The sequence below is a fragment of the Sphingobium sp. B7D2B genome (assembly GCF_025961895.1).
Lineage (GTDB): Bacteria > Pseudomonadota > Alphaproteobacteria > Sphingomonadales > Sphingomonadaceae > Sphingobium.
The window spans coordinates 2871466-2885429 of the sequence record NZ_JAOQOM010000001.1 but is presented as its reverse complement, the minus strand read 5'-3'; the positions used below and the strand labels follow the sequence as shown (position 1 = coordinate 2885429).

Genomic DNA, 13964 nt, shown 5'->3' with positions numbered 1-13964 from the left:
CATTGTTCGGCTAGAGCGCGCTTGGGGAAATGGTGTCCCCGGGGGTCAAGAAAGCCATGAACGCCATCAGCTCAATCGCGCAGGAGCGGGCCGTGCGCAGCGGTCATCCGCGCGCCCACTACCGCACGATCTGGATCAGCGACATCCATCTCGGCACCAAGGGGTGCAACGCCGAGATGTTGGTCGATTTTCTCGACAATGTGGACAGCGACACGCTGTATCTGGTCGGCGACATCGTCGATGGCTGGCAGCTCAAGAAGCGCGTCTACTGGCCGACTGCCCATAACGACGTGGTCTGGCGTGTGATGAAGCGGGCGCGGCGCGGCACGCGCGTCATCTATATCCCCGGCAATCATGACGAGATTTTCCGCCAGTTCACCGGCATGAGCTTTGGCGGCGTCGAAATCCGCCGCAAGATGATCCACACCACTGTCGACGGCCGCAAGTTGCTGGTGTTGCACGGTGATGAGTTCGACACGGTCATGCTCGCCCATCGCTGGCTCGCCTTTGTAGGGGACGCCGCCTACACCGCGCTGATGGCGCTCAATCGCCGCGTCAATCAGGTCCGCCGCTGGCTGGGCCTGCCTTATTGGTCGCTCTCCAAGATCGCCAAGCACAAGGTCAAGAATGCGGTGGCGTTCATCACCCGTTTCGAGGAGATCGTTGCGCATGAGGCGGGACGACGGCGGGTCGATGGGGTGGTCTGCGGGCACATCCACACGGCGGAAATCCGCCAGTTCGGCGAGATCACTTATTACAATGATGGCGACTGGGTGGAGGGATGCACGGCGCTTGTCGAGCATCATGATGGGCGGATGGAAATCCTGCACTGGGCCGAGGTGATGGCGGCGCGCACCCCAGGCGCCGCTGCGGATGAGCTGGAGGCCGCCGCTTGAGCGGTTATGGGCCTGCTCCGGCCCGCCGGCGCATCCTCATCGTCACCGATGCCTGGGCGCCGCAGGTCAATGGCGTCGTGCGAACGCTTCAGGCGGTTCGCGCGGAACTCATCGCCATGGGGCACACGGTCGAGGTGATTGCGCCCGACCGCTTTCAAACGCTGCCTTGCCCAACCTATCCCGAAATTCGGCTGGCAATGCCGGCGCCGGGGGCGATTGCCCGCATGATCGCGGCGTTCGGGCCGGATGCGATTCATCTCGCGACCGAAGGCCCGCTATGTCTGGCCGCGCGGCGCTGGTGCCTGCGTCACAACCGCCCGTTCACCACGGCATTCCACACCAATTTCCCCGATTATGTCGAGCGGCGCACGGGCCTGCCGGCGGACTGGTTCTGGCCGTATTTCCGCTGGTTTCATGGGGCGGCGCAGGCGGTGCTCACGGCGACGCCGTCAGTGCGCGCCGAACTGCATCGCGCCGGCATCCGCCACACGCATCACTGGGGGCGCGGCGTCGATCTCACGCAATTCTCGCCGCTAGGGGATGGGCATCCCGCGCTTGCCGGCTTGCCGAGGCCAATCCTTCTTCACGTTGGCCGCGTCGCCGTGGAGAAGAATATCGAGGCCTTCCTTGCGATCGATACGCCCGGCAGCAAGGTCGTGGTGGGCGATGGGCCTGCGCGCGCGTCGCTGGAGGCGCGGCATCCCGGCGTTCACTTCCTCGGCATGTTGAGCGGCGAGGCGCTTGTCTCGGCCTATCGGGCTGCCGATGTCTTCGTCTTCCCCAGTCGCACCGACACCTTCGGGCTGGTGATGATCGAGGCGCTCGCCTGCGGCACGCCAGTGGCGGCTTATCCGGTCACCGGCCCGGTCGACGTGCTGACAGCACAGGCCGGCGCGATGGATGAGGATCTCGCGCGCGCCGTGACGCAGGCGCTGGAGCTTTCTCCGTCGGCCTGCACGGCGCATGCGCGCGGCTTCACCTGGCGGCGCAGTGCAGAGCAGTTCCTCGAGAGCTTGCATTGGCTCGACGCCCCGGCGTTGGCACGCGCGGCCTGAGCCCGTTGTACGGGCCGAACGGTCTTTCGCCCCCTTGGGGGCCGTGACGCGCGCGAGCGCTTGCCGATCCAGCCGGAATAGCTTATCTGTGCGACCTTCAAGGCCATCCCGTGAGGGGTGGCCCTTCTATTTTGCACAGAAGGACTTGTCCCGTGGCACAGCCGCTCATGCCCCACGCCACAGCCAGCTGGCTGGTCGACAACACTGCGCTCAGCTTTGAGCAGATTGCGGAATTCTGCGGTTTGCACATCCTCGAGGTGCAGGCGATCGCGGACGATACCGCCGGCACCAAATATACCGGCCGTGATCCGGTCCGTGCGCATGAAATCTCCGTGGAGGAAATCCACAAGGGCGAGCAGAACCCCGATTACAAGCTGCAGATGCTCAAGGGGCCGGACCCGGTCCGCCGCACCAAGGGACCGCGCTACACGCCGGTTTCCAAGCGTCAGGACAAGCCGGACGGCATCGCCTGGATTCTGCGCCACCATCCCGAGGTTTCGGACGGCGCGATCGGCAAGCTGATCGGCACGACGCGCACGACCATCCAGGCGATCCGTGAGCGGACGCACTGGAACATCAGCAATATCCAGCCCAAGGACCCGGTGACGCTGGGCCTGTGCTCGCAGCGTGAGCTGGATGCGCTGGTGGCAAAGGCGGCCAAGAAGGCCGGCATCGAAGCGCCCACCGACAATCGTCTCGATGGCGACCGTGAGGCACTGATCGCCGAACTGCGTCAGGAGCGCGAGGACGCACAGCGCCGCGCGTCTGAAACGATGCTGGCGGAGGAAGCTGCTTTGTTTGCGAGCCGCCCCCGCGAAGACTGATTTCGCGCCCCGATTCGGGGCGTTCGGGGTCGAATTTGCACTGTGATCAAAAGCATTCATCCGGGCGACGTAGCGTCGCCCGGCATGGCGTTGCCTTGCCACGCGGGATCGCATAGCCTCTCCGTATGGAGAGCGAAAAACCCGCCTGGCAGGACCATTATGATCACCCCGTTGCGTGGGCGCAGGACTTTGCCCCGCTATCGCTGCCGGAGATGCTGCGATCTGCGGTGGAGCAGGATGGCAGCCGCCCGATGCTTGATTTTTACGGGCGCAAGTTCAGCTATGCCGAGTGCTACCGCAATGCACGGCGTTTCGCGGCCGGGCTGATCGGCCTTGGCGTCCAGCCCGGCGACCGGGTCGGTCTCTACCTCCCCAATGTCCCGCATTACGTCGTGGCTTATTATGGCGCGATGATGGCCGGCGCCATCGCGGTCAATTTCTCGCCGCTCTATACGGTCGAGGAACTGGCGCATCAGGCCGAGGACAGCGGGACGACCCTGCTGGTGACCATCTCCGCCAAGCCCCTGTTCGGCAATGCCTGCGCCGTGCTGGATTGCTCCTGCATCGACCGGCTGGTGGTCGGCTCCGTCGCCGGTGGCCTGCCGCTGGGCAAATCCTTGCTCTACCGCCTGTTCAAGCGGTCGGCGGACGACCATGTCCCCTCCGATCCGCGCATTCTCTCGTTCGGCTCGTTGCTGGGCGATGATCCCTCCAGCCTGCCGTCGATCGATCCGCTGCGTGACCTTGCCTTGCTGCAATATACTGGTGGCACCACCGGGCGGCCTAAAGGCGCGATGCTCACCCACCAGAACCTCTCGGCCAATGCACGGCAGATCGACCTGCTCGATCCCTGGCATGCCCTTGAGGACCGCATTCTGGGTGCGCTGCCCTTCTTCCACGTGTTCGCCAACACGGCGGTGCTCAATCGCACGGTCGTTCGCGGCGGCGAGATCGTCATTCTTCCGCGTTTCGATGCGCGTCAGGTCATCGCGGCGATCCAGCGGACCCGCGTCACCTCGCTGCCCGGGGTGCCGACCATGTTCCAGGCTCTGCTGGACAGTCCCTATCTCGCCAAAGCCGACCTCTCTTCCCTGCGCGTCTGCATTTCCGGTGGCGCGCCGCTGCCACTGCCACTCAAGGAGCGGTTCATGGCGACCACCGGCGCGCGGCTGGTCGAAGGCTATGGGCTGACGGAGAGCAGCGGGGTCGTCTCGGCCAATCCCTATGATGGGCCGGGCAAGACCGGCTCGATCGGCCAGCCAATTCCCGGCACGCGCGTGCGCCTGCTTGACCGGGAAGACCCGTCCCGGCTTGCCCCGCCGGGGGAACCGGGTGAGATCGCCTTTGACGGCCCGCAAAGAATGCAAGGCTATTGGCAGAATCCGGATGCCGATCGGGAGGTCTTCGTCGATGGCTTCCTGCGCACCGGTGACGTCGGCACGATCGATGAAGACGGCTATTTCCGCGTGGTCGACCGCATCAAGGACATGATCGCGGTCGGTGGCTTCAAGGTCTTCCCTAGCCAAGTGGAGGACGTGCTGTATCGCCATCCCGCGGTCCGCGAGGCGCTCGTGATCGGCATTCCCGATGATTATCGCGGCGAGGTGCCCAAGGCGTTCGTGACCTTGCGGCCGGAGGTGCAGGACGACATCGACGGGGAGCGTCTCAAGGACTGGCTCAATCCGCAACTCGGCAAGCATGAGCGCGTCTGCGCGGTCGAAATTCGTGAGAGCCTGCCGCGCACATTGGTCGGCAAGCTCTCGCGCAAGGAACTTGTCGCGGAAGAGCGGGCCAAGGCGGGGCTTGTTTGAGGGTTTCTCTCCCGGCTCATCGTTGGGGGGGACTGAGGGATGAGCCGGGAGAGATGATAGCGGCAATTGCGGGGAGCCGCATCATTCCCTCAACGCGGCTGTCAATGGACGGTTCCCACGCAATGTTGGACTTGGAGAAGAAACAGGACGCGCTCCACCTCTCTCCAGTGGCAGAAGCGGATGTGGTTGCCGACATCGCGGCTGCGATCCGCGCGCTGGGCCGCCTCAACGCCCGCGTGATCGCCGAAAATCCGCATCAATGCGGTGGCGTCGTCATAACTCCGACGGTCGACCATGATCGGAAGATGCATTCAATATTCGAATCCCTTGCCCCCGCAAAATCGAGTCATTCTGGTCCAGCTGTAACCATTCACGGACCGTGCCAGCTTCGCCCTCTATCCGTGCCGGACGCCCCACGCTGGCTAAGCACGGCTTAACCAAGTCCCGCGCGGGAGCAATCTGTCCAGTTACGGCACGACGAAGACCGCCGGCTTGTTCGGCTGGCATCGCGGCGCGGGACATGGCATGGGCGTGACATGACCGATCCGAATTCTTCAGGCGACAAAACACCCATGGGCGGCGGTGCGCCGCTGGCTGGCCTTATTCTCCTTGGCACGATCGTCGGCATCGCGACCGGGCAGCCCTCGATCGGCATTCTGGCCGGGCTTGCGCTGGGGGTGATCGTGGCTGTCGCGATCTGGCTGAAGGGCCGGGGCTGATCCGCGCAGATAAGGGCGCGCATGGCCGCTCGGCTTGTTGCGTCAAGGCAGGCGCAGCCGTAAGATCGTCGCCATGAAAAAGATCATCCTGCTGACACTCGCCGCGCTGATCCTCATCGCGGGTGGCGTGTTCTATTATCTGTCGCGCCCCGATGTCGCGCGCCTGCCGGAAACCGCGCTTGAAGGGCGTGAGCCCGAGTTCACGCCGGCGCGCAAGCAGATCCTCCCCACTGTTATGATCGCCAAGCCGGTGGGCTGGGCCGATGGCGCCGCGCCGGTGGCCGCGCGTGGTCTCGTCGTGCAGCGTTTTGCGGCCGGTCTCGATCACCCTCGTCAGATGCTGCGCCTGCCCAATGGCGACATTCTGGTGGCGGAGACCAACAGCCCGCCCCGCAAAGCCGGTGGCATCCAGGATTGGATCATGGGCAAGCTGATCGGCTTTGCCGGCGCTGGTGGCGTGTCCGCCAACCGCATCACGCTGCTGCGCGATACCAATGGCGACGGCATTGCCGAGCAGCGGCATGTTCTGCTGGAAGGGCTGAACTCGCCCTATGGCATGGCGCTGATCGACGAGACGCTCTACGTCGCGAATACCGACAGCCTGATGGCCTTCCCCTACAAGCTGGGCGAAACGCGGATCAGCGTGGAAGGCCGCAAGGTCGCCAATCTTCCCGCCAATGCGCCCAATAATCACTGGACGCGCAGCCTTGCAGCAAGCCCCGACGGCAAGCTCTATGTCGGCGTCGGCTCGAACAGCAATATCGCCGAGAACGGGCTGGATGCGGAGGATTATCGCGCCGCCATTCTGGAGATCGACCCGCGCAAGGGCGAGGCGAATATCTTCGCCAGCGGCCTGCGCAACCCCACCGATCTGGCGTGGAACCCGTGGACCGGCTCGCTCTGGGCGGTCGTCAACGAGCGGGACATGCTGGGCTCGGACCTTGTGCCGGATTACATGACCGACGTTGAATTCGCGGCCTTCTACGGCTGGCCGTGGAATTACTGGGGCGGCTATGTCGACCGGCGCGTGCAGCCGCAGCGCGATGATCTGCGCGAATATACCCGCCGCCCGGCCTTTGGTCTCGGCACGCACACGGCGCCCCTGGGCCTGGCCTTCACGCCGGGGTCCGCGCTGGGCGCGCCGTTCAATCAGGGGGCATTCGTGGCCCTGCATGGTAGTTGGAACCGCAAGCCGCCCAGCGGCTACAAGGTTTCCTATGTCGCCTTTGACGATCGCGGCCGGCCGCAGGGCAAGCTGGTCGACCTTCTCACCGGCTTCCTCAACAAGGACGGGCAGGCGCAGGGTCGCCCGGTCGACGTGCTCGTGGCCGCCGATGGATCGGTGCTGGTCAGTGACGATGTCGGCGGGATCATCTGGCGTGTGAGCAATTCCGCAAAACCGGCCGCCGCGCCGACGCCGGAGCGCCCGCCCGCGTCCTGAGCCCTTCACGCAAATGATCGGACCCGGTGCTCCTGCGAAAGCAGGGGCCTAGGGCGGCTCAGCTCCTCGGCCGCGCCCTGGACTCCTGCTTTCGCAGGAGTACGGCCTTCATAGCAGCGTCCCGCCCGGTCACTCAGCGGTCGAGCGTAATGCCCGCCCGCCCGGCCAGTTCCACCACATATTGCCAAGCGACCCGGCCTGAGCGGCTACCGCGCTGGGTTGCCCACTGGATCCCGGCCAGTGGATCGACATCCAGTTCATAACGGGCGGCATAGCGGCGCACGATGGCGACATAGGCATCCTGATCGAGCGCATGGAAGCCGAGCGACAGGCCGAACCGGTCGGATAGGGCCATCCGGTCGTCCACGACGTCGCGGGGGTTGATCGGGTCATCCTGCTCGCCCATCGAGCGCGGCACGATGTGGCGTCGGTTGGAGGTCGCATAGAGCCGCACATGGCTCCCGCGCGCACTGGCGCCACCCTGCAGCAGCGAGCGCAGCGCTCGTGCATCGGCGCCGAAGTCACCGTCGAAACCAAGGTCGTCGATGTAGAGGACGATCGGCCGGCCCGCGGCGCGCAGCAGCGAGAACAGCGTTGCGAGGCTGCGCAGATCGTCCGTCGCGATCTCGACCATCGCGAGCGGAAGCCCTTCCTTCTGCACCTGGCCGACACAGGCGGCCACCGTGGCCGACTTGCCCGTGCCCCGCGCACCCCACAGCAGAATGTCGTGCGCCGCATGGCCCCGCGCGAGGCGACGGGTATTCTCAAGGCAAGCCTCTTTCTGCGCGTCGATGCCGGTCAGCAGGGCGTAGTCGATCGGCTCGAAGCCCTCGATGGGCACCAGTATCTTCCCATCCCAACGATAGGCCGGATGGGCCTCCAGGTCCGGGGTGGCGGCGGCATTCGGCGCAAGCCGTTCGAGCGCGGCGGCGATCCGCGCGAGCGCATCGTCCATGGACGGTGTGGACATGGCATTTCCCTCGGTCATCATGGATTGAGCCGTGGCGGGCCGTTCCCGCGAGGTCAAGACGCGAAGGCAGGCGGCACCGGTCTCCGCCCCGTCGCCGCCACGCTATCATGCCGCTTCAATGTGTCACGCGGCGCGGCTATAGGCCGCACATGTCCCGCGCCACCCGGTCCCTCGAAACGCGTATTCGCGCCTATGACAGCGCCGGGCTGGCGGAAGCCGCCGCGCTGATCATGGCCGGCGAACCGGTCGCCGTGCCCACCGAGACGGTTTACGGTCTCGCCGCCGATGCGACCAACGATCTCGCCGTGGCGCGCATCTATGAGGCCAAGGGCCGCCCGTCCTTCAATCCCCTGATCGTCCATGTCAGCGATGTCGCGATGGCGCGCCAGCTGGTGTCGTTCAACGCCACGGCACAGGCGCTGGCCGAGGCATTCTGGCCAGGCGCGCTGACCATGGTCCTGCCGCGCCTGCCCGATAGTCCCGTCGCCGGGCTTGCCAGCGCCGGTCTTCCCACGCTGGCGGTGCGGCTGCCATCGCATCCGGCAATGCGCGCGCTCATCGGCGCGGCGGGCGTGCCGTTGGCCGCCCCCTCGGCCAATCGCTCCGGCGCGATCAGCCCGACCCGTGCCAGCCATGTGCTGGCCAGCCTCGGGGGGCGTATTTCGTTCATCCTCGACGCCGGGCCAGCCAGCGATGGCGTGGAATCGACCATCGTCCAGCCGCTCGACGAAGCGATCATCCTGCTGCGGCCCGGCCCCGTGACCCCGGAGCGCCTGGAAGCGATCACCGGACGACCAGTGCGCGCACCGGCAGCCAGTGCAGGGATTACCGCGCCCGGCCAGCTCGAAAGCCATTATGCGCCATCCAAACCCTTGATGCTCAACTGCACGGACCCTGCGCCGGGCAGCTTCCACATCGGTTTCGGTCCGGGACCATCCCAGCGCAACCTCAGCCCGAGCGGTGATGTGGTCGAAGCCGCCGCCAATCTGTTCGCCGCTCTGCACGAGGCGGATGAGAGCGCGGCGGCGCGCATTTCGGTGGCGCCGATCCCGTCTGAAGGGCTCGGTCTTGCCATCAACGATCGTCTGCGTCGCGCCGCTGCGTGAGGTCGGCCTGAGCAGTGAGTCGGTCGAAAATATGCGGGCCGGGCGGGGGCGATCGACCGCTGGCCATCCTCGCGAATCTCGCACATGTGGCAGGCAGCGGCGGCTCATGCACGGTTTGCCGCTGGCTGGTTTGCGGTTTTTGAAGAGTTCGTGAAGGCTCGATTGTCAAATCCATGCGTTATGCACGGACGCGGCAAATCCAGTTGGCGTGTCGGCAGTAAACGGAGGACTGAATAATTGATCGCCTTATCCAGAGTTGATCTCGATTCTTCGTTGATCTTCGTTGCATTTTTTACACTTGCGGCTGCACTTTTGACACTTCGTGCCGTTTCTGCGCCGCATCGTATTTCTCGGCCGGTTTCCGAGGAAGTGCACGAGTTTTTGGGCGCTTCGTTCGGCGCGCTTTTCGCCACGGCGCTGGTCACCTGGCAGATCGGCTCGGTCATCCCCATCTTTCTCGCCGCGATCACCTTGGTCGCCATCGCGCGCTACTATCTCGTGCGTTTCAGCATGCCGGGCATCCTCTGGCTGACCGGCGCCGGGCTTGGCAGCGTGATGACGAGCCTGTGGGGCACGCTGTTCATTCTCGAAGCCGGCCTGCCGCCGTTGCTGATGGTGCTGGCCTTCGCCGCGCTCGGGCTGACGCTGTTCGCCTTCCTCGCCAATCTCATCGCCAGCGTGGCGCGCGAAGCAGTGCTGACGCATGAGCGCTGGCGCCTGCCTGTGGCGATCCCCTCATCCGATCCCGCAGCCGCGCATCTCAAGGTCTCGCTGCACCTCGCCTGCTATGCCGAGCCGCCCGAGATCGTGATCGAGACGATGAACCGCCTCGCCGCCCAGGATTATGATAATTTCGAAGTTCTGGTCTGCGATAATAATACGAAGGACGAAGCTCTTTGGAGGCCGTTGGAAGCCCATTGCGCGCGCCTCAACGCTAAGCTCGGCAAGGAGTGCTTCCGCTTTTTCCATGTCGATCCGCTGCCCGGCGCCAAGGCTGGCGCGCTCAATTTCCTGCTCGAGCAGACCGCCTCCGATGCGCAGATCATCGGCGTGATCGACGCCGATTATTATTCCCGCAACGACTTCCTCTCGCGCTTGCTACCGTTCTTTGCCGATCCGAAGCTTGGCTATATACAGACGCCCCACGACTATCGCGATTATGAGGGCAATGACTATCTGAGCGCCTGCTATTGGGAATATATGCCGGTCAACAAGGTCGATTACCCCGGCGTGAGCGAATATGGCGGTGCCTTCACCATCGGTACGATGTGTCTGATGCGCAAGGATGCGCTGGTGAAAGCCGGTGGCTGGGCCGAGTGGTGTTTGACCGAGGATTCAGAAGTCTCCGTCCGCCTGCGCAAGGTCGGCTATGAGGGCCTGTATTTCGGCGAGACCTTTGGGCGCGGCCTGATCCCCGAGACCTTCGACGATTACAAGAAGCAGCGCTTCCGGTGGACGGCGGGTCCGGTGCAGCAGCTGCGTCGTCACTGGCGCCTGTTCCTGCCCGCGCCCTTTGCCGCGCCGCTGCCAGGCTGGACAAAATTGCTGGAAGTCGTGCGCTGCCTCGCGCCGCTGCAGACGCTGGCCGCGCTCGTCGTCAGCGTGGGGGGCATGCTCGCCATGGTTGTCGGGCTGGCCATCGGCGCCATGGAGCCGGTCAAGGTGCCGTCCATCGCCGGTCTGCTGATGCTTATCGGTGCGGCGACATGGTGGGTGCGGCTCGTGCATCGCTATCGCTTGTCCGGCTGCTATGACACGGGCGCCATGGTGTGGGGCGAGATCGCCCGCGCATCGCTCAGCTATGTCGTGCTGGTCGCAGGCATCGCCGGCCTCTCTAATCGCCCGCTCGCCTGGCGGCGCACGCCCAAGTTCGCCGGACTGGCCGACGAATCGCCCTTTGCAGCGACCCGGCCCGAGACGATCGCAGGATGTGCGTCGCTCGCCGTGGCGGTGCTCTGCCTGTTTGCCATCGGGCTGCTTGGCACGGGCGTCGCGCTCCTCAGCTTTATCGGCTTCGTGTCGCTGGCCCTGCGCTTCTTCTGTGCGCCGTTGATGGCGGCGACGGCCATTCGTGCCTCCCGCCCGGCGCCCCGGCCGTCTCGCCCGCGCTACATTCCGCGGGATGCGCGCGTGGCCGTCAGCCGCGTCTGGGAAAGCTGAGGTTCTGACAATCGAGGGGAGGGCGGCTAGTCCCGCCCTCCTGCCTCATTCGCAATAATAAGGGTCGTAGCGCGCCTTGCATTTGCGCCGGAGTTCGCGACCCCGTTCCCGATCCGCTTCATCGCCGCTGACCGTTGCCCAGTCAGCCATCTTCGCACCGGCATCGACCGGCGCCTTGGCTACCTTGTAGGCGGTGCGAGCAACGCAGCCCTGCAGGGCGAGCGGTCCAAGCACGCTCGCGGCGATCAGCAGGGCAGGTCGAACCATGGCAGCCTCTCCAATGTCCATCAGGGACAGGAGCACTGTCTGAGCGGCTTCCCGCCGTCGCGCAAGCCTGCTGCGCCGGAATCGCAGCCGCTTGCTGCTCAGGTCCTCAGGCGATCGGCGAAGCCCTTGCGCAGCTTTTGCAGCTTGGGTGGGATCACCGCCATGCAGTAAGGGTTCCGGTCGCCGACCCGATCCCAATATTGCTGGTGATAATCCTCGGCCGGATACCAGGTGGCCAGCGGCTCGATCGTCGTGACGATAGGGTTCGGCCAGTCCGCCTGTGCCCGTTCCATGGCAGCGCGTGCCTCGGCCTCCTGCTCGGCATCATGAGGGAAGATGGCCGAGCGATATTGGGTGCCGATGTCATTTCCCTGCCGATTCAGCGTCGTCGGGTCATGCGTGGCGAAGAAGATATCGAGCAGATCGCCATAGCCGATCACGGCCGGATCATAAGTGATGCGGATCGCTTCGGCATGGCCCGTGCTGCCCGAGCAGACCTCCTCATAAGTGGGGTTGGGTTTGCTGCCACCGATATAGCCGCTCTCGACGGACTCGACGCCTGCGAGATTTTGATAGACCGCTTCTGTGCACCAGAAGCAGCCGCCGGCCAACGTTGCAGTCGCGCTCATGAGGGGGCGTCCTTTCGAGGAGGGGGTGTTTTGCCTCAAAGATAGGAAGTCGGTGGCGGGGTGCAAAGGGGCGCGCCCAGTCCACCTGCCGTTCGTGTCGAGCCCTTCGACTGCCCGCAGGCGGGCGCTCAGGATAAACTTCAGCTGCAAGCTGAAGTCGAGACACGTCAAGCACAGTGGCAAAGTGTCTCGACTTCGCTCGACACGAACGGGAACGGGAACGGGAATCCGCTGGCTGTTGCCTAAAGGCGCAGCCCCGTCGTCTCCGGCAGGCCCGCCATCAGGTTGAGGTTCTGCACGGCTGCACCGGACGCGCCCTTGCCGAGATTGTCGAGCGCCGCGACCAGTCGGATCTGCGCGCTGTTTTCGTCCGCAAAGACGAACAGGCGCATGATGTCCTTGTCCCGCAGCAACTCGATGGGGAGCGTCGCAGCCTCATAGCCATCCGCCACGCTGATGATCGGCGAGCCTGCATAATGCTCGGCCAGTGCTGCGCGCATGGCGCGGGCATCCGTGCCATTGGTCAGCAGATCGCTATGCAGCGGCACGTCCACGATCATGCCAGAATAGACCGGCACGACAGCAGGCGCGAACAGCGGGCGATGCGTCAGGCCGCAGCGGGCCTGCATTTCGGGCACATGCTTGTGGCCAAGGCCGAGCGCGTAGGTGCGGAAGGCACTCGGCGCGCCATCAGCGCCCTCATATTCGGCGATCATGGCTTTGCCGCCGCCGGAATAGCCGGAGGCGGCGTTGCATGTGAGCTGCGTCTCGGCGGGGATGATGCCGGCTTTCACCAGCGGCGCGACCAGCGCGATGAAGCCGGTCGAGTAGCAGCCGGGATTGCTCACGAAGCGGGCTTGCGCGACCGCATCATGGCCGGAAACTTCCGGCATGCCATACACCCAGCCGTCGGCCACGCGATGCGCCGTCGAGGCGTCGATCACCCGCGTGCGATCATTGGCGATCATCTGCACGGACTGGCGCGCAGCATCGTCCGGCAGGCAGAGGATGACGATATCGGCGGCGTTGATCGCTTCGGCGCGCGCGTCATCGTCCTTGCGGGCGGCATCGCCCAGCGTGATGAGATCGAATTCGCTGCGCCCCTCCAGCCGGTCCCGGATCTGGATGCCGGTGGTCCCTGCGGCGCCGTCAATGAAAATCTTTGTCATGTCGTAATCCTGCGCCGGCCTGTCACCGGCTGCTCATGCGTGTCGCGGAGCCGCGCGACGACATCGTCCAGCGGCTCTATGGTCACGGCCATTGCGTGGGCATTGGCATGGATCAGGCGCTCGCCATCCACCATCAGCCCCACATGACCGGGGAAGAAGATGATGTCGCCTCGTCGGAGCGCCGCATTGTCGCCCAGCGCCTCGCCGACGGCCTCGGCCTGCTGGTCGGTATCGCGCGGTGCGTTGATACCACAGGCAGCCAGAGCGATCTGCACCAGCCCCGAGCAATCGAGCCCAAGACCCCGGCCACCCCACACATAGGGCGCGCCCAGATGGCGCTCCGCGACGGCAACCCAGTCGCTCTCGACATCCGCGAGGGTGCGGACGTGCCGCTGATGAACGAACCCGGCATCGATAGCGAGAAAATCGCCCTGCGCCGTACCCGCCAGTTTGGCACCGGCGGGCAGCAGCATCTGAACAGGCGATTTGATGTCAGCCGCCGCGAATACCGGCGCGATGCCGCGTGCGACATGGCTGGTCTCGGCAGGTTCGCCCAGCGCGTCCAGCGGCACATAGCCGACATAATGATCATGGGCGCAATAGCCCCAGGCCCAGCCGGCGCGGGCATCGAGCATGTGAAAGCTCTCGCCATAGAGCAGCTCGCTCACGGCGCTCGCGGCGGCATCCGGGGCGGCGCGCAGCATCGTGGCGGCCACCGCGCAGCTGCGCGGCACCGGCGCGGCATAATGCGGCGCGAAATACAGATCGGCGAGGGCCACATCGGCCAGATCGGGCCGGATCGCGCGCACGCGCGGATCGTAGCTGCGGGATGTCCCATCCAGCTTCACGCTCTTGCGTTCGGGCGACGACGCCACGCTAGTCCCGGCGATGGTCTGTTTCATCGGCGCCCCCTGCGG

General features: G+C 65.2%; 14 protein-coding genes. 8 read left to right on the top strand and 6 right to left on the bottom strand.

The window, feature by feature from the left end; all coding sequences use genetic code 11:
* Positions 1-56: 56 nt before the first annotated feature.
* The 4 genes from M2341_RS13300 to M2341_RS13285 all read left to right on the top strand — a co-directional run bounded on the left by M2341_RS13300 (position 57) and on the right by M2341_RS13285 (position 4586).
* Entirely contained in the window at positions 57-896 is an 840-nt protein-coding gene (locus M2341_RS13300) for a UDP-2,3-diacylglucosamine diphosphatase (RefSeq protein WP_264585564.1), read from the top strand.
* Positions 893-1951, top strand: coding sequence for a glycosyltransferase family 4 protein (locus tag M2341_RS13295; RefSeq protein ID WP_264585563.1), 1059 nt, complete (start codon positions 893-895; stop codon positions 1949-1951). Before M2341_RS13300 ends, M2341_RS13295 begins: the two co-directional genes overlap by 4 nt.
* 167 nt (positions 1952-2118) lie before the next feature.
* Positions 2119-2775 carry a DUF1013 domain-containing protein gene (locus M2341_RS13290; RefSeq protein WP_181561486.1) on the top strand — a complete coding sequence of 219 codons (657 nt, stop codon included), beginning with the start codon at positions 2119-2121 and terminating at the stop codon, positions 2773-2775.
* A 125-nt stretch (positions 2776-2900) separates the two neighbouring features.
* Positions 2901-4586 carry a long-chain-fatty-acid--CoA ligase gene (locus M2341_RS13285; RefSeq protein WP_264585562.1) on the top strand — a complete coding sequence of 562 codons (1686 nt, stop codon included), beginning with the start codon at positions 2901-2903 and terminating at the stop codon, positions 4584-4586.
* 101 nt (positions 4587-4687) lie between these two features.
* Here M2341_RS13285 and M2341_RS13280 read toward each other — a convergent pair whose 3' ends face one another.
* Positions 4688-4897, bottom strand: coding sequence for a hypothetical protein (locus tag M2341_RS13280; RefSeq protein WP_181560352.1), 210 nt, complete (start codon positions 4895-4897; stop codon positions 4688-4690).
* Between the two features lie 225 nt (positions 4898-5122).
* Between M2341_RS13280 and M2341_RS13275 the strand changes: the two genes are divergently transcribed.
* Both M2341_RS13275 and M2341_RS13270 read left to right on the top strand, forming a co-directional pair.
* Entirely contained in the window at positions 5123-5305 is a 183-nt protein-coding gene (locus M2341_RS13275) for a hypothetical protein (RefSeq protein ID WP_264585561.1), read from the top strand.
* 73 nt (positions 5306-5378) lie between these two features.
* Positions 5379-6746: a PQQ-dependent sugar dehydrogenase gene (locus M2341_RS13270; RefSeq protein ID WP_264585560.1), complete on the top strand. Its 1368-nt coding sequence runs from the start codon at positions 5379-5381 to the stop codon at positions 6744-6746.
* 133 nt (positions 6747-6879) lie between these two features.
* On the opposite strand, the gene M2341_RS13265 is transcribed toward M2341_RS13270, so the two are convergent.
* The gene (locus tag M2341_RS13265; protein ID WP_264586049.1) at positions 6880-7701 is read right to left on the bottom strand and encodes an ATP-binding protein; all 822 of its coding nucleotides are present in this window, start codon (positions 7699-7701) and stop codon (positions 6880-6882) included.
* Between the two features lie 164 nt (positions 7702-7865).
* Here M2341_RS13265 and M2341_RS13260 point away from each other — a divergent pair, with 164 nt between their 5' ends.
* A complete protein-coding gene (locus M2341_RS13260; RefSeq protein ID WP_264585559.1) occupies positions 7866-8822 on the top strand; it encodes an L-threonylcarbamoyladenylate synthase in 957 nt (318 codons plus the stop codon).
* 369 nt (positions 8823-9191) lie between these two features.
* Entirely contained in the window at positions 9192-10982 is a 1791-nt protein-coding gene (locus tag M2341_RS13255; protein ID WP_264585558.1) for a glycosyltransferase, read from the top strand.
* Positions 10983-11027: 45 nt separating this feature from the next.
* Here the strand turns inward: M2341_RS13255 and M2341_RS13250 are convergent, their stop codons facing one another.
* The 4 genes from M2341_RS13250 to M2341_RS13235 form a co-directional block, all read right to left on the bottom strand.
* Entirely contained in the window at positions 11028-11249 is a 222-nt protein-coding gene (locus tag M2341_RS13250) for a hypothetical protein (protein ID WP_181560348.1), read from the bottom strand.
* A 98-nt stretch (positions 11250-11347) separates the two neighbouring features.
* Entirely contained in the window at positions 11348-11878 is a 531-nt protein-coding gene (msrA, locus tag M2341_RS13245; protein WP_264585557.1) for a peptide-methionine (S)-S-oxide reductase MsrA, read from the bottom strand.
* A gap of 242 nt (positions 11879-12120) precedes the next feature.
* Positions 12121-13047: an N-acetyl-gamma-glutamyl-phosphate reductase gene (gene argC, locus M2341_RS13240; RefSeq protein ID WP_264585556.1), complete on the bottom strand. Its 927-nt coding sequence runs from the start codon at positions 13045-13047 to the stop codon at positions 12121-12123.
* Positions 13044-13949 carry a C40 family peptidase gene (locus M2341_RS13235; protein WP_264585555.1) on the bottom strand — a complete coding sequence of 302 codons (906 nt, stop codon included), beginning with the start codon at positions 13947-13949 and terminating at the stop codon, positions 13044-13046. The genes argC and M2341_RS13235 overlap by 4 nt, the downstream gene beginning before the upstream one ends.
* Between the last annotated feature and the right edge of the window lie 15 nt (positions 13950-13964).